The organism is Streptomyces sp. NBC_01410, from assembly GCF_045040195.1.
GTDB lineage: Bacteria > Actinomycetota > Actinomycetes > Streptomycetales > Streptomycetaceae > Streptomyces.
In genome coordinates this window covers 7,684,717-7,699,654 of the sequence record NZ_CP109530.1, presented here as the reverse complement: position 1 = coordinate 7,699,654, position 14,938 = coordinate 7,684,717, and the positions used below count along the sequence as shown (strand labels likewise).

At 71.2% G+C, this 14,938-nt stretch carries 11 protein-coding genes; 7 read left to right on the top strand and 4 right to left on the bottom strand.

Annotation, left to right across the window (positions count from 1 at the left end; translation table 11 throughout):
- Positions 1-31: 31 nt before the first annotated feature.
- The 3 genes from OG741_RS34995 to OG741_RS34985 all read right to left on the bottom strand — a co-directional run bounded on the left by OG741_RS34995 (position 32) and on the right by OG741_RS34985 (position 1,977).
- Positions 32-574 carry an MOSC domain-containing protein gene (locus tag OG741_RS34995; RefSeq protein ID WP_405604400.1) on the bottom strand — a complete coding sequence of 181 codons (543 nt, stop codon included), beginning with the start codon at positions 572-574 and terminating at the stop codon, positions 32-34.
- Positions 575-642: 68 nt separating this feature from the next.
- The gene (locus tag OG741_RS34990) at positions 643-825 is read right to left on the bottom strand and encodes a hypothetical protein (RefSeq protein ID WP_324977797.1); all 183 of its coding nucleotides are present in this window, start codon (positions 823-825) and stop codon (positions 643-645) included.
- A 69-nt stretch (positions 826-894) separates the two neighbouring features.
- A complete protein-coding gene (locus OG741_RS34985; RefSeq protein WP_405604398.1) occupies positions 895-1,977 on the bottom strand; it encodes a fatty acid desaturase family protein in 1,083 nt (360 codons plus the stop codon).
- Between the two features lie 263 nt (positions 1,978-2,240).
- On the opposite strand from OG741_RS34985, the gene OG741_RS34980 reads away from it, so the two are divergent.
- Together OG741_RS34980 and OG741_RS34975 are read left to right on the top strand one after the other, a co-directional pair.
- Complete coding sequence (locus tag OG741_RS34980; protein ID WP_405604396.1) at positions 2,241-5,141, top strand: DEAD/DEAH box helicase; 2,901 nt, start codon at positions 2,241-2,243, stop codon at positions 5,139-5,141.
- Positions 5,138-6,427, top strand: coding sequence for an SWF or SNF family helicase (locus OG741_RS34975; RefSeq protein WP_405604394.1), 1,290 nt, complete (start codon positions 5,138-5,140; stop codon positions 6,425-6,427). The genes OG741_RS34980 and OG741_RS34975 overlap by 4 nt, the downstream gene beginning before the upstream one ends.
- A gap of 3 nt (positions 6,428-6,430) precedes the next feature.
- Here OG741_RS34975 and OG741_RS34970 read toward each other — a convergent pair whose 3' ends face one another.
- Positions 6,431-7,063: a hypothetical protein gene (locus OG741_RS34970; RefSeq protein WP_405604392.1), complete on the bottom strand. Its 633-nt coding sequence runs from the start codon at positions 7,061-7,063 to the stop codon at positions 6,431-6,433.
- A 200-nt stretch (positions 7,064-7,263) separates the two neighbouring features.
- Between OG741_RS34970 and OG741_RS34965 the strand changes: the two genes are divergently transcribed.
- From OG741_RS34965 to OG741_RS34945, 5 genes are all read left to right on the top strand, one after another.
- Positions 7,264-8,610 carry an esterase-like activity of phytase family protein gene (locus OG741_RS34965; protein WP_405604390.1) on the top strand — a complete coding sequence of 449 codons (1,347 nt, stop codon included), beginning with the start codon at positions 7,264-7,266 and terminating at the stop codon, positions 8,608-8,610.
- A gap of 162 nt (positions 8,611-8,772) precedes the next feature.
- The gene (locus OG741_RS34960) at positions 8,773-10,026 is read left to right on the top strand and encodes a GAF domain-containing protein (protein ID WP_405604388.1); all 1,254 of its coding nucleotides are present in this window, start codon (positions 8,773-8,775) and stop codon (positions 10,024-10,026) included.
- A 187-nt stretch (positions 10,027-10,213) separates the two neighbouring features.
- On the top strand, positions 10,214-11,683 hold the full coding sequence (locus tag OG741_RS34955; RefSeq protein ID WP_405604386.1) for an aldehyde dehydrogenase family protein: 1,470 nt from the start codon (positions 10,214-10,216) through the stop codon (positions 11,681-11,683).
- Positions 11,680-13,269 carry an APC family permease gene (locus OG741_RS34950; protein WP_405604384.1) on the top strand — a complete coding sequence of 530 codons (1,590 nt, stop codon included), beginning with the start codon at positions 11,680-11,682 and terminating at the stop codon, positions 13,267-13,269. The genes OG741_RS34955 and OG741_RS34950 overlap by 4 nt, the downstream gene beginning before the upstream one ends.
- A gap of 48 nt (positions 13,270-13,317) precedes the next feature.
- Entirely contained in the window at positions 13,318-14,880 is a 1,563-nt protein-coding gene (locus OG741_RS34945) for a GMC family oxidoreductase (RefSeq protein WP_405604382.1), read from the top strand.
- Positions 14,881-14,938 lie beyond the last annotated feature (58 nt).

The following is a 14,938-nucleotide window of genomic DNA, read 5'->3' as shown; positions in this document are numbered from 1 at the left end:
ACCGTGCGCGCCCCGAGCCCGACGGTCCGTTCTAGACCCGTTCGAGCGGCGTGTGCGGCCCGTCCGGCAGTTCGATGGCTATCGGATCGCCGGGCCTGATGACCCCGCTAGTCCTGACGATGCTCATGATTCCGGCCTTGCGGACGATGTTGCCCTCGTCGTCCCTGCCGACGACCTGCTTGAGCAGTCCGTCCTGGAAGGCGTCGATCTGCAGGCACGGGTTGCGCAGTCCGGTGATCTCCACTTCCGCTTCCTCGCCCAGTCGCAGCACGGTGCCGGTGGGCAGCGCGAGCAGGTCGATTCCGGTCGTGGTGATGTTCTCGCCGAGATCGCCCGGCGCGACATCGAAACCGGCTTCCGCCACCTCCCGGAAGAGCTCCTCATGGATGAGGTGGACCTGGCGGAGATTCGGCTGGGTCGGATCCTGCGCGATCCGGAAGCGGTGCTTCACGGTCACCCCCGCGTGGACGTCGCCCTCCACGCCGAGTCCGGCGAGCAGCGTGATGCTCTCGCGGTTCGGCTTCGTGAAGGAGTACTCCCCATTGCTGCTGACCGTCGTGACTGTTCCGCCCATCGCGCGGAGTCCCCTCTCCCGTGCCGGTGATCGTCTTCGACCCTACCGGCACGGTCGAGAAGCCCGCCTCAGCGGCCGATCTCCTTGCGGGAGACCCGGCGCAGCCTGCGGCGCTGGCTGGGGTCGAGCATGAAATACGCCACCGCGGGGACTCCGATCACCACGAGCAGCGACAGCCAGAATCCGATCAGCGGCATCAGGAGCAGGCCTACGGCCACTCCCCCTATGACGAGCTTTGTACGTGTCGACATCTCGACGCCTCCATTCGCGGCCTCGGCCGCTCCTGCTGTGAGAACGTGCGCGCACGTCCCACGGTTCCACTATGCGTCGGCGCGCAGCGGTTCGCCGACCTCGTGCATATGGGTCAGTGCCTGCCGGTACGACTCGACGAGCCCCGTTTCGGTGTAGCTGACACCGAGCGAGCGGCAGTGGGCGCGCACCAGCGGCTGTGCCAGCCTCAGGGACGGGCGCGGCATGCTCGGGAAGAGATGGTGCTCGATCTGATAGTTGAGCCCGCCCAGGAACCAGTCGGTGACCGGGTTGCCGCGGATGTTCCTGGAGGTCAGGACCTGGCGGCGCAGATGGCCCCAGCGCTCGCCGCTCTCCTCGTCGGGCACCTCCATGCCCTTGTGGTTGGGCGCGAAGGCCAGGCCCAGGTGGAGGCCGAGCAGCATCTGATGGAGGACCGCGAAGACCACCGCGTGGCCGAGCGGCATGGTGGTGAGGAGCAGGGTTGCGTACGCGGTGACGTGGGCGAGGAGCAGCAGGCCCTCGACGGCGCGCTCACGCCCGGACTGGCGGGCGCCCGCCTCCTTGGAGAAGACGGCCCGGAATCCGTAGATCTTCAGGGCGATGCCTTCGAGGGTGGTCAGCGGGAAGAACAGCCAGGCCTGGTGGCGGGTGAGCCAGCCGAGGAACCCGGCGCGGCTCCTGGCCTCCTGCTGCGTGAAGACCAGGACGTCGGCGGCGACGTCCGGGTCCTTGTCCATGTGATTGGGATTGGCGTGGTGGCGGTTGTGCTTGTCGTTCCACCATTCCTGGCTCATGCCGAGCAGCAGATTGGCGTGGACGAGCTGGATGATCCGGCTCCTGCCGCGATCGCCGGTTATCTGTGCGTGTCCCGCGTCGTGGCCGAAGAAGCCGGTACGGGACGACAGGACGGCGAGCGGCGCCGCGAGCTGCAGGACCCACCAGGATCCGCCGATGAGCGCCATGCCGATGATCACGGCGGCGAGGCCGAGCAGATTCAGGGTGATGCCGCGGGCGTACCAACCGGTGCGGCGGTCCAGCAGGCCCGCCTCCTTGACGGTCCTCAGGAGTGGCGCGAATTCGCTCCCGCCACCCCGCCGCGCTCCCTCGACGGGGGCAGGCGGCGGCGCGAGGGTGGCGGTGGCTTGGGGCATGTGCGGTCTCCGGTCTGTAGGCCATGAGCTGATGCGCTTCGTGGCCGGCCTGACCAAACGTACGTTCCCGGGAGACTTCGCGACGATGACGTCACCACCCGGACCGGCCTGGGGCCAGCCCCTGACCTGGGGTGGGGCTGACTACACCCCGACGGGTCGACGTGAGTTGTGTCACGGCCCAACCCCCTCCGTCCGGACGCGGCGTGGAGTACCCTCGGCGGCTCCGGTCCGCAGTAGTCAAATTTGAGGAATGCGTCATAGCTGTGCACAAGCCCGTTGCGGCAACGCCCTCCCCGGTCACCGAACCCCGACGTGCCCCCTCCGATCTCACCGAACTCGTCCGCTGCTCCACGGTCTTCGTGCCCGGGGACCCGGCCCGCACCGGACGCGTCGCTTTCTTCCGCCCCGCCGGCGACACCCCCCTCGACGTCGGCGAACTCCCCGCCACGCCGGGCACTGTCATGCCGCTGACCGTGGTCGGTGACGACGTCCGCCCGGGGCCCGTACGGGCGTTGCTGCTGCCCGTACGAGAAGCACTGCCGGTCCTCACCAGGGCGCGGGCCGACGCGGACGCCTCCGCGGCGGCCGCCTTCTGGGGTGCGGCGACGATCCTCGCGCTGCAACTCGCCGCGCGGGGACTGCTGTTGCCCGGGCTGACCGCCACCGATCACGACGCGTGGCGGGTCGGGCCGCTGAGCCCCCAGGATCTTGACCGGGTGCGTACGCTCGCGGCTTCCATGCCGCCCGCCGCGCACGCCGTGCCGCTCGATGCCGCGGCCGATCCCCTGCTGCTGCCCGAACCCGAGCGCCTGCTGCGCGCGTTCCTCGACGCGGTCGCCGACGGGCTGCCCCGCACCCCCGCGGCCCCGATCGCCGCCGGGGGCCCGGCCTTCGCCGCGCACAAGCCGCGGCGGCTGCCCGACCTGCGCGCCTGGGCGGCGGACGTCGCGGCCGGCCATGACGCCGGTGTACGGCTCTCCCTGCGTATCGAACTGCCGGGCCTGGAAGAGGCCGAGGGCGAAGGACCGGCCTTCCGTGCCGTCCTTCAGATGCACAGCGTCAGCGACCCGTCGCTCGTCGCGGATGCCGCCGAGGTGTGGGCGGGCCGGTCCGGCAGCGCCTTCGGGCAGCGCGCCCGTATGGACGCCCTGCTGGCGCTGCGCCGCGCCGCCCACGCCTGGGCACCGCTCACGCCGCTGCTCCATGCCGCCGTGCCGGACGCGATCGAGCTCGCCGACGAGGAGGTCGCCGAGCTGCTGGGCGAGGCGGCCAGGGCGCTGGCGACGACGGGCGTCCAGGTGCACTGGCCCAAGGAGATGGCGCGCAAGCTGACCGCGCGGGCCGTGATCGGCCCTGCCGACGAGGAGGATTCCGAGGGCTCGGGGAAGGACGAGTCGGGGCTGCCTTCCTTCCTGTCCGCCGACGCCCTGCTCGCTTTCAACTGGCGGTTCGCGCTGGGCGATCAGAGGCTCACGCGCGCCGAGCTCGACCAGCTGGCCGAAGCCGGCCGCCCCCTCGTACGACTTCGTGACCAGTGGGTACTCATCGACCCGGAGGAAGCCAGGCGCGCCCGCGAGAGCCGGGATCGCAAGCTGACTCCCGTCGACGCGCTCGGCGCCGTACTGACCGGATCCACCGAGGTCGACGGCCGCCGCGTCGACGTCCAGGCCTCGGGGTGGCTGGAGCAACTGCGCGACCGGCTCGCCGACCCCGAGGGCGGACCGCAGGAGATCGGCCCGCCCGAGGCACTCGCGGCGACGCTGCGCGACTACCAGCTGCGCGGGCTCAACTGGCTGAACCGGATGACATCACTCGGCCTCGGCGCCTGTCTCGCCGACGACATGGGCCTGGGCAAGACCATCACGCTCATCGCACTCCATCTGCACCGCCAGAGCGACGCATCGGCCGCCGGCCCCACCCTGGTCGTCTGCCCGACATCCCTGATGGGCAACTGGCAGCGCGAGATCGAGAGGTTCGCGCCCGGCACCCCCGTGCGCCGCTTCCACAGCTCCACGCGCGCTCTCGACTCCCTCGCCGACGGCGAGTTCGTCCTCACGACCTACGGCACGATGCGGCTGGACGCGGCGAAGCTGAGCCAGGTCGCCTGGGGCATGGTCGTCGCCGACGAGGCGCAGCACGTCAAGAACCCGTACTCCACAACCGCCGGAGAGCTGCGCACCATCGGCGCGAAGGCGCGGGTCGCGCTCAGCGGCACGCCCGTGGAGAACAACCTCTCCGAGCTGTGGGCGATCCTCGACTGGACCACACCCGGGCTGCTCGGCCGGCTCGGCAACTTCCGCACGCGCTACGCCCGAGCCGTGGAAGGCGGCAACGATCCGGCCGCGGCCCGCCGACTGGCGGCGCTGGTCGGGCCGTTCCTGCTGCGCAGACGCAAGTCCGACCCGGGCATCGCACCCGAGCTGCCACCCAAGACCGAGACCGACCGGGCGGTGTCGCTCACCAAGGAGCAGACCGGCCTGTACGAGGCGGTGGTGCGGGAGACGCTCGCCGCGATTTCGGAGGCGGGCGGCATGGAGCGGCGCGGTCTGGTGATGAAGCTGCTCACCGCGCTCAAGCAGATCTGCAACCATCCGGCGCAGTATCTGAAGGAGGAGCGACCACGTATCCCGGACCGCTCGGGAAAGCTGGAGCTGCTCGACGAGCTGCTCGACACGATCCTGGCCGAGGACGCGAGCGTGCTGGTCTTCACGCAGTACGTGCAGATGGCGCGGCTGCTCGAACAGCATCTGGCGGCACGCGGTGTGCGCACCCAGTTCCTGCACGGCGGCACGCCGATCGCCGAACGTGAGGCAATGGTCAGTCGCTTCCAGGACGGTGAAGTCCCGGTCTTCCTACTGTCGTTGAAGGCGGCGGGCACCGGGCTGAATCTGACGCGGGCCGAGCATGTCGTGCACTACGACCGCTGGTGGAATCCGGCGGTCGAGGCGCAGGCCACCGACCGGGCGTACCGCATCGGCCAGGACCGTCCCGTCCAGGTCCACCGCCTGATCGCCGAGGGAACCATCGAGGACCGGATTGCGGACATGCTGGCGCGCAAACGAGAACTGGCGGACGCGGTACTCGGCTCGGGCGAGGGGGCGCTGACGGAACTGACCGACGCCGAGCTGGCGGATCTGGTGGAGCTGCGAGGGAGCGGACGATGAGCGGGACCGACGAGAGCGAGCGGACCTTCGCGGCGCTGCCGCCCGCGCACGGCCGTGGTTTCGCCACGAGCTGGTGGGGTCAGGCCTGGCTGAAGGCGCTGGAGGACACGGCCCTTGACGGCCAGCAGCTGAAGAAGGGCCGCAGGCATGCGCGCGAGGGTGCGGTCGGGGCGGTGTCAGTGCGTCCCGGGCGGATCACCGCCGTCGTACGGGACGGCGACGGCACCGCGCAGCGCAGCGATGTGCTGCTCCAGGAGCTCACCGGGGCCGAATGGGACGGCTTCCTGGACATGGCGGTCGACCGTGCGGGGCATATCGCGGCGCTGCTGGACCGGGAGATGCCGCCGCATCTGGTGGAGGACGCGGCGGCGGCCGGGGTCGAACTCCTGCCGGGGATCGGCGATCTGGAGCCCGAGTGCACCTGCGGAGCCTGGGACCACTGCCCGCACACGGCGGCCCTGTGCTACCAGATGGCGCGGCTGCTCGACCAGGATCCGTTCGTGCTGCTGCTGATGCGGGGGCGCGGGGAGCGCCGTCTGCTCGACGAGTTGCAGATACGCAGTGCGGCGCGGGCGTCCGCGGCGGCGCCGGAGCGGGAGGCCGAGCGGCGACCGGCGGGGGTGCGAGCCGACGAGGCGTTCGCGGCGCGGGACATCGTGCCTGCGCTGCCCGCTCCCCCGCCGCTGCCGGAGGAGCCCGGGCTGCCGCCCGCCCTGGACACCGAGACCCCTCCGGGGCCTGGCCTCGACGTCGCGGCGCTGGAGTTCCTGGCTGCGGACGCGGCTGTGCGGGCGCTCCGGATGCTCACGGACGCGCTGTCGGCAGGGCACCAGCAGCAGCCTGTCGAGCCCGAGTTGGCTCCGGACCAGGATGCGGTGCGGCTGGCGGCCGGGGCGCCCGGACCGGTGATCGCGGGTCGCCTCGCCGCGGGCACGGACCGTCAGCGCGCCGAGCTGGAACTGGCCGTGCGTGCCTGGCACTTCGGCGGCGCCTCCGCGCTCGCGGTGCTCGAAGAGGAGTGGACACCGCAGCCCGATGTACTCGCCCGGGCGCGGACGGCGCTCGACGAGGCCTGGGAGGGGGCCGACCGGCCGCAGCTGCGGGGAACGGGCCCGGGCCGCTGGACGATGGTGGGCGCCGATGCGCAGCTGCGCCTGGGGCGGGACGGCCGCTGGTGGCCCTACCGCAAGGAGCGCGGCCGCTGGGCCCCGGCCGGATCGGCGGACCACGATCCGGCGGCGGCGCTTGCGGTGCTCACCAACGAGAGCGAGGGCAACGCGGCCTGAAAGTCAGCCGCGTGCCTGGCCCGCGAGCGCCTTCGCGATCTCTCCTGCCCGGTCCGCGCCCAGGCTGTTCCTGCCCTCACCGAAGCTGACGATCAGAGCGATGTCGCCGCCGCCCGCCACCGGGAGCCGGACGGTGGCGACATTGCCGCCCGGCGTCACGACCGGTTCGCCCTCGGCGGCCTTGTCCGCCTTCTCCACGAAGGCGGACAGTGCGCTCACGTCCATCCCCGCGTCGCGCTGGATCTTCGGGGCCATCACACTCACGGCGAAGCCCTTCGCGGAACCGCTGGTGAAGACGTGCACGTCCTCGGAGTTGACGCGGTACGCGCAGTCGAGCACCGCGCCGTCCGCCTTCCCCAGCACCGAATCGGGACCGTCCGCGGTCTCGCCCCATGCGCGGGGCCCGTTGCCGGGCACGCCCGCCCGGCCCGTGAGGCCTGACGCCCTGGCCGCGGCGACGATGTCGTACGACACCGGGCAGGCGTCGGCTCCCGCGCCCGCCTCGGCGGCCTGCTTCTTGACACCTGCGACGCTCAGGGGCTTGGCGTCCTCGCCGCCGAGCCACTGCGAGCAGCCCGTCGGCAGCAGTACGGCCCCGACGGCCGCTGCCAGTACGGCACGGTTCCGGATCTTCATCTCCCCACCCCGCTCCACGAGTTCGACCGCCTACGCGTTCAACTGCGTGATCCTATGCGCGGCCTGCGGAGACAGGACCGCGCCGCCCGCCATTCACCCCACGGATTCCGGGAGTTCGCGGGGATCTCGCAGTCTTACCCGCAGTCGCCGGGGCAGCCGCCCCGGCTGCCGTACGAACGCTCGCCCCCTTGGGAGGACTCATGTCCCGTCGTGCCATCAGGCGCACCACCGTCGTGGCCGCGGTGCCGCTCGCCGCCCTGACCGCGTTCGCGGTGGCCGGCACCGCCACCGGCGCGCAGGACGGGACCCGGCCGGCGACGGTCCGCGTCACCGGGACGGCGGTCCTCGCGGACATCCCGCTGGGCGACTTCAGCAACGCCCTGCTGCCCGGTTCGGTCGCCGACGACCGCGGGGTCGACCTCGGTGGGATCGGCAGCGACATCTTCCCGGCCGGCCGCAAGGGCGAGTTCTGGACGGTGACCGACCGTGGTCCCAACGGGCAGATCAAGGTGGACGGCAAGAAGCGCCGCACCTTCCCCGTCCCCGGCTTCGACCCGGCGATCGTCAAGATCCGCGTGTCCGGCGACCGCGTGCGGATGCTCAGGGCGATCCCGATCACGACCCGCTCCGGCAAGCCGGTCACCGGGCTGCCGAACCAGGCGTCGCGCGACGAGGCCCCGTACACGTACGACGCGAGGACCCCGCTCTCGTACGACCCGAACGGTCTGGACACCGAGGGCATCGTGCGCTCGGCGGACGGCACCTTCTGGCTGGCCGACGAGTACGGCCCCTCGCTCGTCCATGTCTCCGCGCGCGGCAAGGTCCTCGCCCGCCATGTGCCCGAGGGGCTGAAGCTCACAGGCGCCGACTATCCGGTCGTGGAGTCGCTGCCGGGCATTCTGCTCAAGCGCAAGACCAACCGCGGCTTCGAGGGCCTGACCCAGCTGCCGGGCGGCGACCTGGTGCTCGCCGTGCAGAGCCCGCTGTCCCTGCCGGACACGGCCGCCGGCGACAAGTCCCGCAATGCGCGACTGCTGCGCTTCTCACCCAGGAAGTGCGCCGTGACGGCGGAGTACGCCTATCGCTTCGACGCGGTGGACGTCGTCGACCCGGGCGAGGACGACCCTTCGGAGCTCAAGATCTCCTCGGTCGTGGCGATCGGCCGCGACACCCTGCTGGTGCAGGAGCGCACCGACAGGACGTCCCGGCTGCACCGGGTCACCCTGCCGCAGGGCGCGGGCATCCTGGGCGGCGCCTGGGACGACCCCGCCACCTCTCCCTCGTACGAGCAGATCGAGGACCCGTCGGCGGCGGGCGTCCCGGTGCTCCGCAAGAGCCTCGTGGCCGACTTCACCAAGGTCGCGGGCGTGCCCGGCAAGGTCGAAGGCGTCGCGCTGGTGGGCCGGGAGACTCTCGTGCTCGTCAACGACAACGACTTCGGCATGACCGACGGCCCGGAGGCCTTCGACGCACAGGGGCGCCTGGTGGACAGCGACATCGAGACGACGGTGACGTACGTACGGCTGCCGAAGCCCCTGCACGGCTGAGTAACAGGTCGCCCATATCAACTGTCGCTCAGGCAACGGCAGTTGATATGAGTCGCTCGCGCGGGGGAGGCACCGCCGCCGGTGGGCAGCTGCCGGGAGCACACCTGCGGGTACGCTTGTCGGCTCCCGGCGCCTGGGCCACGATGGGCGCGGGAGGCCGAGTTGAGCGACGCATGGGTGGCCCTTGAGTCCGGCGCGGATCCGGCGGAGCGGATCGGCGTCCTGCGGCGGGCCTACGACGCGTATGTGACGGCGGGGCGGGTCGAGCGCCCGGTGCGTTCCGTGGTGGCCGACTCCTGGCACCGCTCGGCGCGAGCCCATGTCAGCCCGGACGGCACGGCGGGCGTCGAGCTGGACGCCGACGCGCTGACCGCGTACCGCGAAGGCCATCCGCTGGCCCGGGTGATGCCCGTGGTCAGGGAGCTGACGGGCGCCTACGCGCAGGACGGCGAGCATCTGGTCGCCGTCTGCGACGCGCACGGACGCCTGCTGTGGGTCGAAGGGCCGCCCGCCACCCGCGGCAAGGCCGGCCTGATGAACTTCGTGCCGGGTGCCCGCTGGGCCGAGGCGGTCGCCGGGACGAACGCCCCCGGCACCGCGATCACCGTCGACCGGCCCGTGCAGATCTTCGCCGCCGAGCACTTCCGGCGGCCCGTCCAGGCCTGGACCTGCGCGGCCGCCCCGATCCACGATCCGGGCACCGGACGGCTGCTCGGCGCCGTGGACATCACCGGCGGGGACCGGCTGGCGCATCCGCACAGCCTCGCCTTCGTGGGCGCCGTGGCGCGGGCCGCCGAGTCACAGCTCGCGCTGCTCGCCCCGGCGCCGACCGCCGAGCGTGTGCAGCTCTCCGCGCTGGGACGGGACGAGGCGCTGCTCGTGGTCGGCGGGCGCAAGCTGCGCCTCAGCCGCCGGCACAGCGAGATCCTGGTGCTGCTGGCCCACCGCCCCGAGGGCATCGGCGGCGACGAGCTGCTGGTGGAGCTGTACGAGGACGAGTCGGTCACCCCGGTCACGCTGCGGGCCGAGCTCTCCCGGCTGCGCGGTCTGCTCGGCCCCGAACTGCTGCGCTCGCGCCCCTACCGGCTCGCGGTCCGCGTCGACGCCGACTTCGGCACGGTGACGCGGCGTCTCGCGTCCGGCGCGGTGACCGGGGCGCTGAGCGCGTACGCGGGTCCGCTGCTGCCCGCCTCGCAGGCGCCCGCGGTGGCGCGGCTGCGCCGGCGTCTGGAGGACCAGCTGCGGGCGGCGCTCGTCGCACGCGGTGATGCGGGGCTGCTGGCGGACTGGGCCTACAGCCCGTGGGGCGAGGAGGATCTCGTGGTGTGGCGGGCCCTCGCCGGCGCGCTCCCCCTGCCGCAGCGCCCCTCCGCGCTCGCGCGCGTGCGTGAACTGGACGCCTGGCAGGGGTCGTGACCGCCGACGTCCGGCGTGCCACAGCCTTCATTCGAACATCTGGACAGCGTTCTTTCGTCACCGGATGACGGTTCCCGCACTGCGAACACGGGCCGATCTCCTTACTGTCAATGGATGGAGCACCACAGGGCATGTCCCGGCCGGGCCCGTGCCGGGTGCCCGCCCTTGCGAACCCGGAGGAGTCCCCATGCCGGAGCTGTTCATCGGCGGTAAGTGGACCGCCGCGGCGGACGGGCGCGTACGTGAGATCCGCTGCCCCGCGGACGGCACCCTGGTCGCGACCGTGGACGAGGCCGGGCCGAAGGATGCCGCCGCGGCGATCGCGGCCGCCCGTGACGCCTTCGACCGCGGCCCGTGGCCGGCCACCCCGGCCGCAGAGCGAGGCAGGCTGCTGCTGCGCGTCGCCGACCTGCTGGAACGCGACAAGGACGCACTCGCCCGCGCCGAATCCCTGGACACCGGGAAGCGGCTGGTGGAGAGCGAGTACGACATGGACGACATCGCGCGCTGCTTCCGCTACTTCGGCAGCCTGACGGCCTCGGGCGGCAGCGACCGGATCGTCGACACGGGCAATCCCGACGCGGACAGCCGGGTGGTGCACGAGCCGGTCGGCGTGTGCGCGCTGATCACTCCGTGGAACTATCCGCTGCTGCAGACCGCGTGGAAGGTCGCCCCGGCGCTCGGCGCCGGCAACACCTTCGTTCTCAAGCCCAGCGAGCTGACCCCGCACACCGCCATCATCCTGATGCGCCTGCTGTCCGAGGCCGGGCTGCCGGACGGGGCAGCCAATCTGGTACTCGGCGCGGGTCCCACCGCGGGCGCGCCGATGACCGAGGATCCGCGGGTCGATCTGGTGTCGTTCACCGGCGGTCTGCTGACGGGACGGCGCATCATGGCGGCCGCCGCGCCGACCGTGAAGAAGGTCGCCCTGGAGCTCGGCGGCAAGAACCCCAACATCGTCTTCGCGGACGCCGACTTCGACGCGGCGGTCGACTACGCCCTGATGGCGGTGTTCCTGCACTCCGGCCAGGTCTGCTCGGCCGGTGCCCGGCTGCTGGTCCAGGAGGAGTTGCACGACATGTTCGTCGACGCGGTGGTGGCGCAGGCGAGGCAGATCCGGCTCGGCGGCCCGTTCGACGAGAACGCCCGCACCGGGCCGCTGATCTCGGCCGCTCACCGGGACAAGGTCGAGGCCTATGTCGCCGCCGGGCTCGCCGAGGGCGCGGTGCTGCGCTGCGGCGGCGCACAGCCCGACGACCCGGCGCTGCGCGACGGCTTCTACTACCTGCCGACCGTGCTGGACGAGTGCACGCCCGGCATGTCGGTGGTGCGTGACGAGTCGTTCGGTCCGGTCCTCACAGTCGAGACGTTCCGCGACGAGGAGGAGGCGGTCGCACTCGCCAACGACACCGTCTACGGGCTGGCCGGGGCAGTCTGGTCGCAGGACGTCGGCCGGGCGCACCGGGTGGCGTCCCGGATCCGCGCCGGAACCGTATGGATCAACGACTTCCATCCGTACGTCCCGCAGGCCGAGTGGGGCGGCATGAAACAGTCCGGCTTCGGCCGTGAACTGGGCCCCGCGGGACTCGCGGAGTACCAGGAGGCCAAACACGTCTGGCGCAATCTCGCACCGCGCCCCCAGAGGTGGTTCGCATGAGTGGCAGCACCGGCGGCGGGCAGGACCCGTCAAGTCCCCATGACGTCCGTCTCGCCCAGGGCAAGCACGACGACGACGCGCTCGGCGAGCTCGGCTACAGGCCCGAACTCAAGCGCACCCTGGGCAACTTCCACACCTTCGCCGCCGGGATCAGCTACATCTCGATCCTGACCGGCACCTTCCAGCTGTTCTATTTCGGCGTCGCCTTCGGCGGCCCCGCCTACTGGTGGTCCTGGCCGATGGTCTTCGTCGGCCAGCTGATGGTGGCGCTCTGCTTCTGCGAGCTCGCCGCCCGCTACCCGGTGGCCGGGTCCGTCTACAACTGGTCCAAGACCATGGGCGGCCCGCACGTCGGCTGGCTCGGCGGCTGGATGATGATGACGGCCACCATGGTGACGCTCTCCGCCGTGGCCCTCGCCTACCAGATCACGCTGCCGCAGATCGACGACTGGTTCCAGTTCGTCGGTGACGGCACGGGCAAGACCGACGCCGCCGCCAACGCCGTACTGCTGGGCACGGTGCTCATCCTCTTCTCCACCGTCGTGAACGCCTTCGGCGTCAAACTCATGGCCACCATCAACTCCACGGGCGTCTTCATCGAGCTGATCGCCGCCGTGGCCCTGATCATCTTTCTCGCGGCGCACATCACCCGCGGCCCCAGCACCGTCCTGACCGACACCTACGGGCTCGGGAGCGGCGACACCCTCGGCTATTTCGGCGCGTTCCTCACCGCGTCACTGGCATCGGCGTATGTGATGTACGGCTTCGACACGGCGTCCTCGCTCGGCGAAGAGTCCCACGACCCGAGCCGCAACGCGCCGCGCGCCATCCTGCGCGCCCTGATCGCGTCCTTCATCATCGGCGGGCTGATCCTACTCTTCGCGCTCATGGCCGTGCCCAATCTCGCCGCGGAGCAGCTGGGTACGGAAGGACTGCAGTACGTGGTCCTGGAGACCCTCGGCTCGACGATCGGCGAGATCTTCCTGTGGTGCGTGGTCGTTGCGATCACCGTATGCGTGCTGGCCGTACAAGCCGCGGGCATCCGGCTGATGTTCGCCATGGCACGCGACAACAATCTGCCGGCGGGTTCGCTGCTCGCACGGGTCAGCCCGCGCTTCAAGACGCCTGTCGTGCCCGCCGTGGTGATCGGCGTGGTCGGGGTGGTCATCCTGGTCATCAACATCAACCAGCCGCAGATCTTCTCGGTGATCACGAGCATCGCGGTCATCATGATCTATCTGGCCTATCTGATGGTCACGCTCCCCATGCTGATGCGGCGGCTGCGGGGCCAGTGGCACCCCGCCGAGGGGAAGTTCTCGCTCGGCCGGTTCGGGCTGCCCGTCAACATCCTGGCCGTGGTCTGGGGCCTGGGGATGTCCATCAACCTCGCCTGGCCGCGCGCCGATGTCTACAACGCCACCGGTCCCCAGCACTGGTATCTGCGCTGGGGCGCGTTCCTGTTCATCGGTGTGGTCGCGCTCGGCGGCTTCGCCTACTACTGGTTCGTGCAGCGCCACCGTACGGGCGTACTCGCCGAGCACCGAGCCGTCGCGGCGGAGGAGCCGCCGGCCACCGCCACCCCCTGACGTCCCGATCGGACGTCCCGACCCTGGCCTGCCGATACTGGAGCTGCGATGTCCGCACAGAGCCCCGCCCACGAGTTCGACTACGTGGTGGTCGGCGGCGGCACGGCCGGAGCCGTGGTCGCCGCGCGGCTGAGCGAAGACCCGGGGTCGAGCGTCTGCGTGATCGAGGCCGGGCCCACCGACGTCGGCGACGACAACATCCTCAGACTCGACCGGTGGATGACCCTGCTGGAGTCGGGATACGACTGGGACTATCCGGTGGAGCCGCAGGAGAACGGCAACAGCTTCCTGCGGCACGCCCGCGCCAGGGTGCTCGGCGGCTGCTCCTCGCACAACTCCTGCATCGCCTTCTGGGCTCCGGCGGAGGACCTGGACGAGTGGGGCGCGATGGGGTGCACGGGCTGGAGCGCCAAGGACTGTTTTCCGCTCTACCAGCGTCTGGAGTCCAATGACGCGCCCGGCGAGCACCACGGCCGGACGGGCCCGGTCGCCATCCGCACCGTACCGCCGAACGACCCGTGCGGGAGAGCGCTGCTCGCGGCCTGCGAGGCGGCGGGCATCCCCACGACGCCGTTCAACACCGGCACCACGGTGGTACGCGGCGCGAACTGGTTCCAGATCAACGCACGCCCCGACGGCACCCGTTCGTCCGCGTCGGTGTCCTATCTCCACCCCGTTCTCGGCAAGCGGCCGAACCTCGAAGTACGCACCGGGCTCCAGGCCAGGCGGCTGCTCTTCGGCGACCAGGGACGCTGCACCGGCGTCGAGTACCTGGAACCCGACACCATCCACAGCGGGTCGGTCACGGCCCGCCGCGAGGTCATCGTCTCCTGCGGGGCCATCGACTCGCCCAAGCTGCTGATGCTGTCGGGCATCGGACCCGCCGGGCATCTGCGCGACTGCGGCGTGGACGTACGGGTCGACTCCCCCGGCGTCGGTTCCCATCTCCAGGACCACCCCGAGGGCGTGATCATGTGGGAGGCGAAGCAGCCCATGGTCACCTCGTCGACGCAGTGGTGGGAGATCGGCATCCTCGCCGACACCGAGCCCGGCCTGGACCGGCCGGACCTGATGCTGCACTACGGCTCGGTGCCGTTCGACATGAACACCTACCGGCGCGGCTATCCGACCTCCGACAACGCCTTCTGCCTCACACCGAATGTCACCCGCGCCCGGTCCACAGGTACGGTCCGGCTGCGCACCCGCGACTTCCGGGACAAGCCGAAGGTCGACCCGCGCTACTTCACGCACGAGCACGACATCCGGGTGATGACCTACGGCCTGCGGCTCGCCCGCGAGATCGCCGCCCAGGCCCCGCTGGCCGAGTGGGCGGGCACGGAACTCGCGCCGGGGCCGTCGCGGGTGAGCGACGACGAGTTGTTCTCGTACATCCGCGAGACCCACAACACGGTCTACCATCCGGCGGGCACCGTGCGGATGGGCGCCGCGGACGACGCGGACTCGCCGCTCGATCCTCAGCTGCGGGTCAAGGGAGTCACCGGGCTGCGCGTGGCCGACGCGTCGGTGATGCCGTTCCTGCCCGCGGTCAATCCGTGCATCACGACCATGATGATCGGCGAGAAATGCGCAGACATGATCAAGTCGGGCTGAGTGCAACGTCGTCGCAACCTCCCGATCCCTAGCCTCGCGGCGAGCGCCGTCCAAAGGC

What these genes read in the sequence shown, in the direction of transcription:
- OG741_RS34975 (WP_405604394.1), top strand. Translation starts at nt 5,138, where the DNA reads ATGAGCGGGACCGACGAGAGCGAGCGGACCTTCGCGGCGCTGCCGCCC.
- OG741_RS34970 (WP_405604392.1), bottom strand. Translation starts at nt 7,063, where the DNA reads ATGAAGATCCGGAACCGTGCCGTACTGGCAGCGGCCGTCGGGGCCGTA.
- OG741_RS34955 (WP_405604386.1), top strand. Translation starts at nt 10,214, where the DNA reads ATGCCGGAGCTGTTCATCGGCGGTAAGTGGACCGCCGCGGCGGACGGG.
- OG741_RS34985 (WP_405604398.1), bottom strand. Translation starts at nt 1,977, where the DNA reads ATGCCCCAAGCCACCGCCACCCTCGCGCCGCCGCCTGCCCCCGTCGAG.
- OG741_RS34995 (WP_405604400.1), bottom strand. Translation starts at nt 574, where the DNA reads ATGGGCGGAACAGTCACGACGGTCAGCAGCAATGGGGAGTACTCCTTC.
- OG741_RS34990 (WP_324977797.1), bottom strand. Translation starts at nt 825, where the DNA reads ATGTCGACACGTACAAAGCTCGTCATAGGGGGAGTGGCCGTAGGCCTG.
- OG741_RS34965 (WP_405604390.1), top strand. Translation starts at nt 7,264, where the DNA reads ATGTCCCGTCGTGCCATCAGGCGCACCACCGTCGTGGCCGCGGTGCCG.
- OG741_RS34950 (WP_405604384.1), top strand. Translation starts at nt 11,680, where the DNA reads ATGAGTGGCAGCACCGGCGGCGGGCAGGACCCGTCAAGTCCCCATGAC.
- OG741_RS34945 (WP_405604382.1), top strand. Translation starts at nt 13,318, where the DNA reads ATGTCCGCACAGAGCCCCGCCCACGAGTTCGACTACGTGGTGGTCGGC.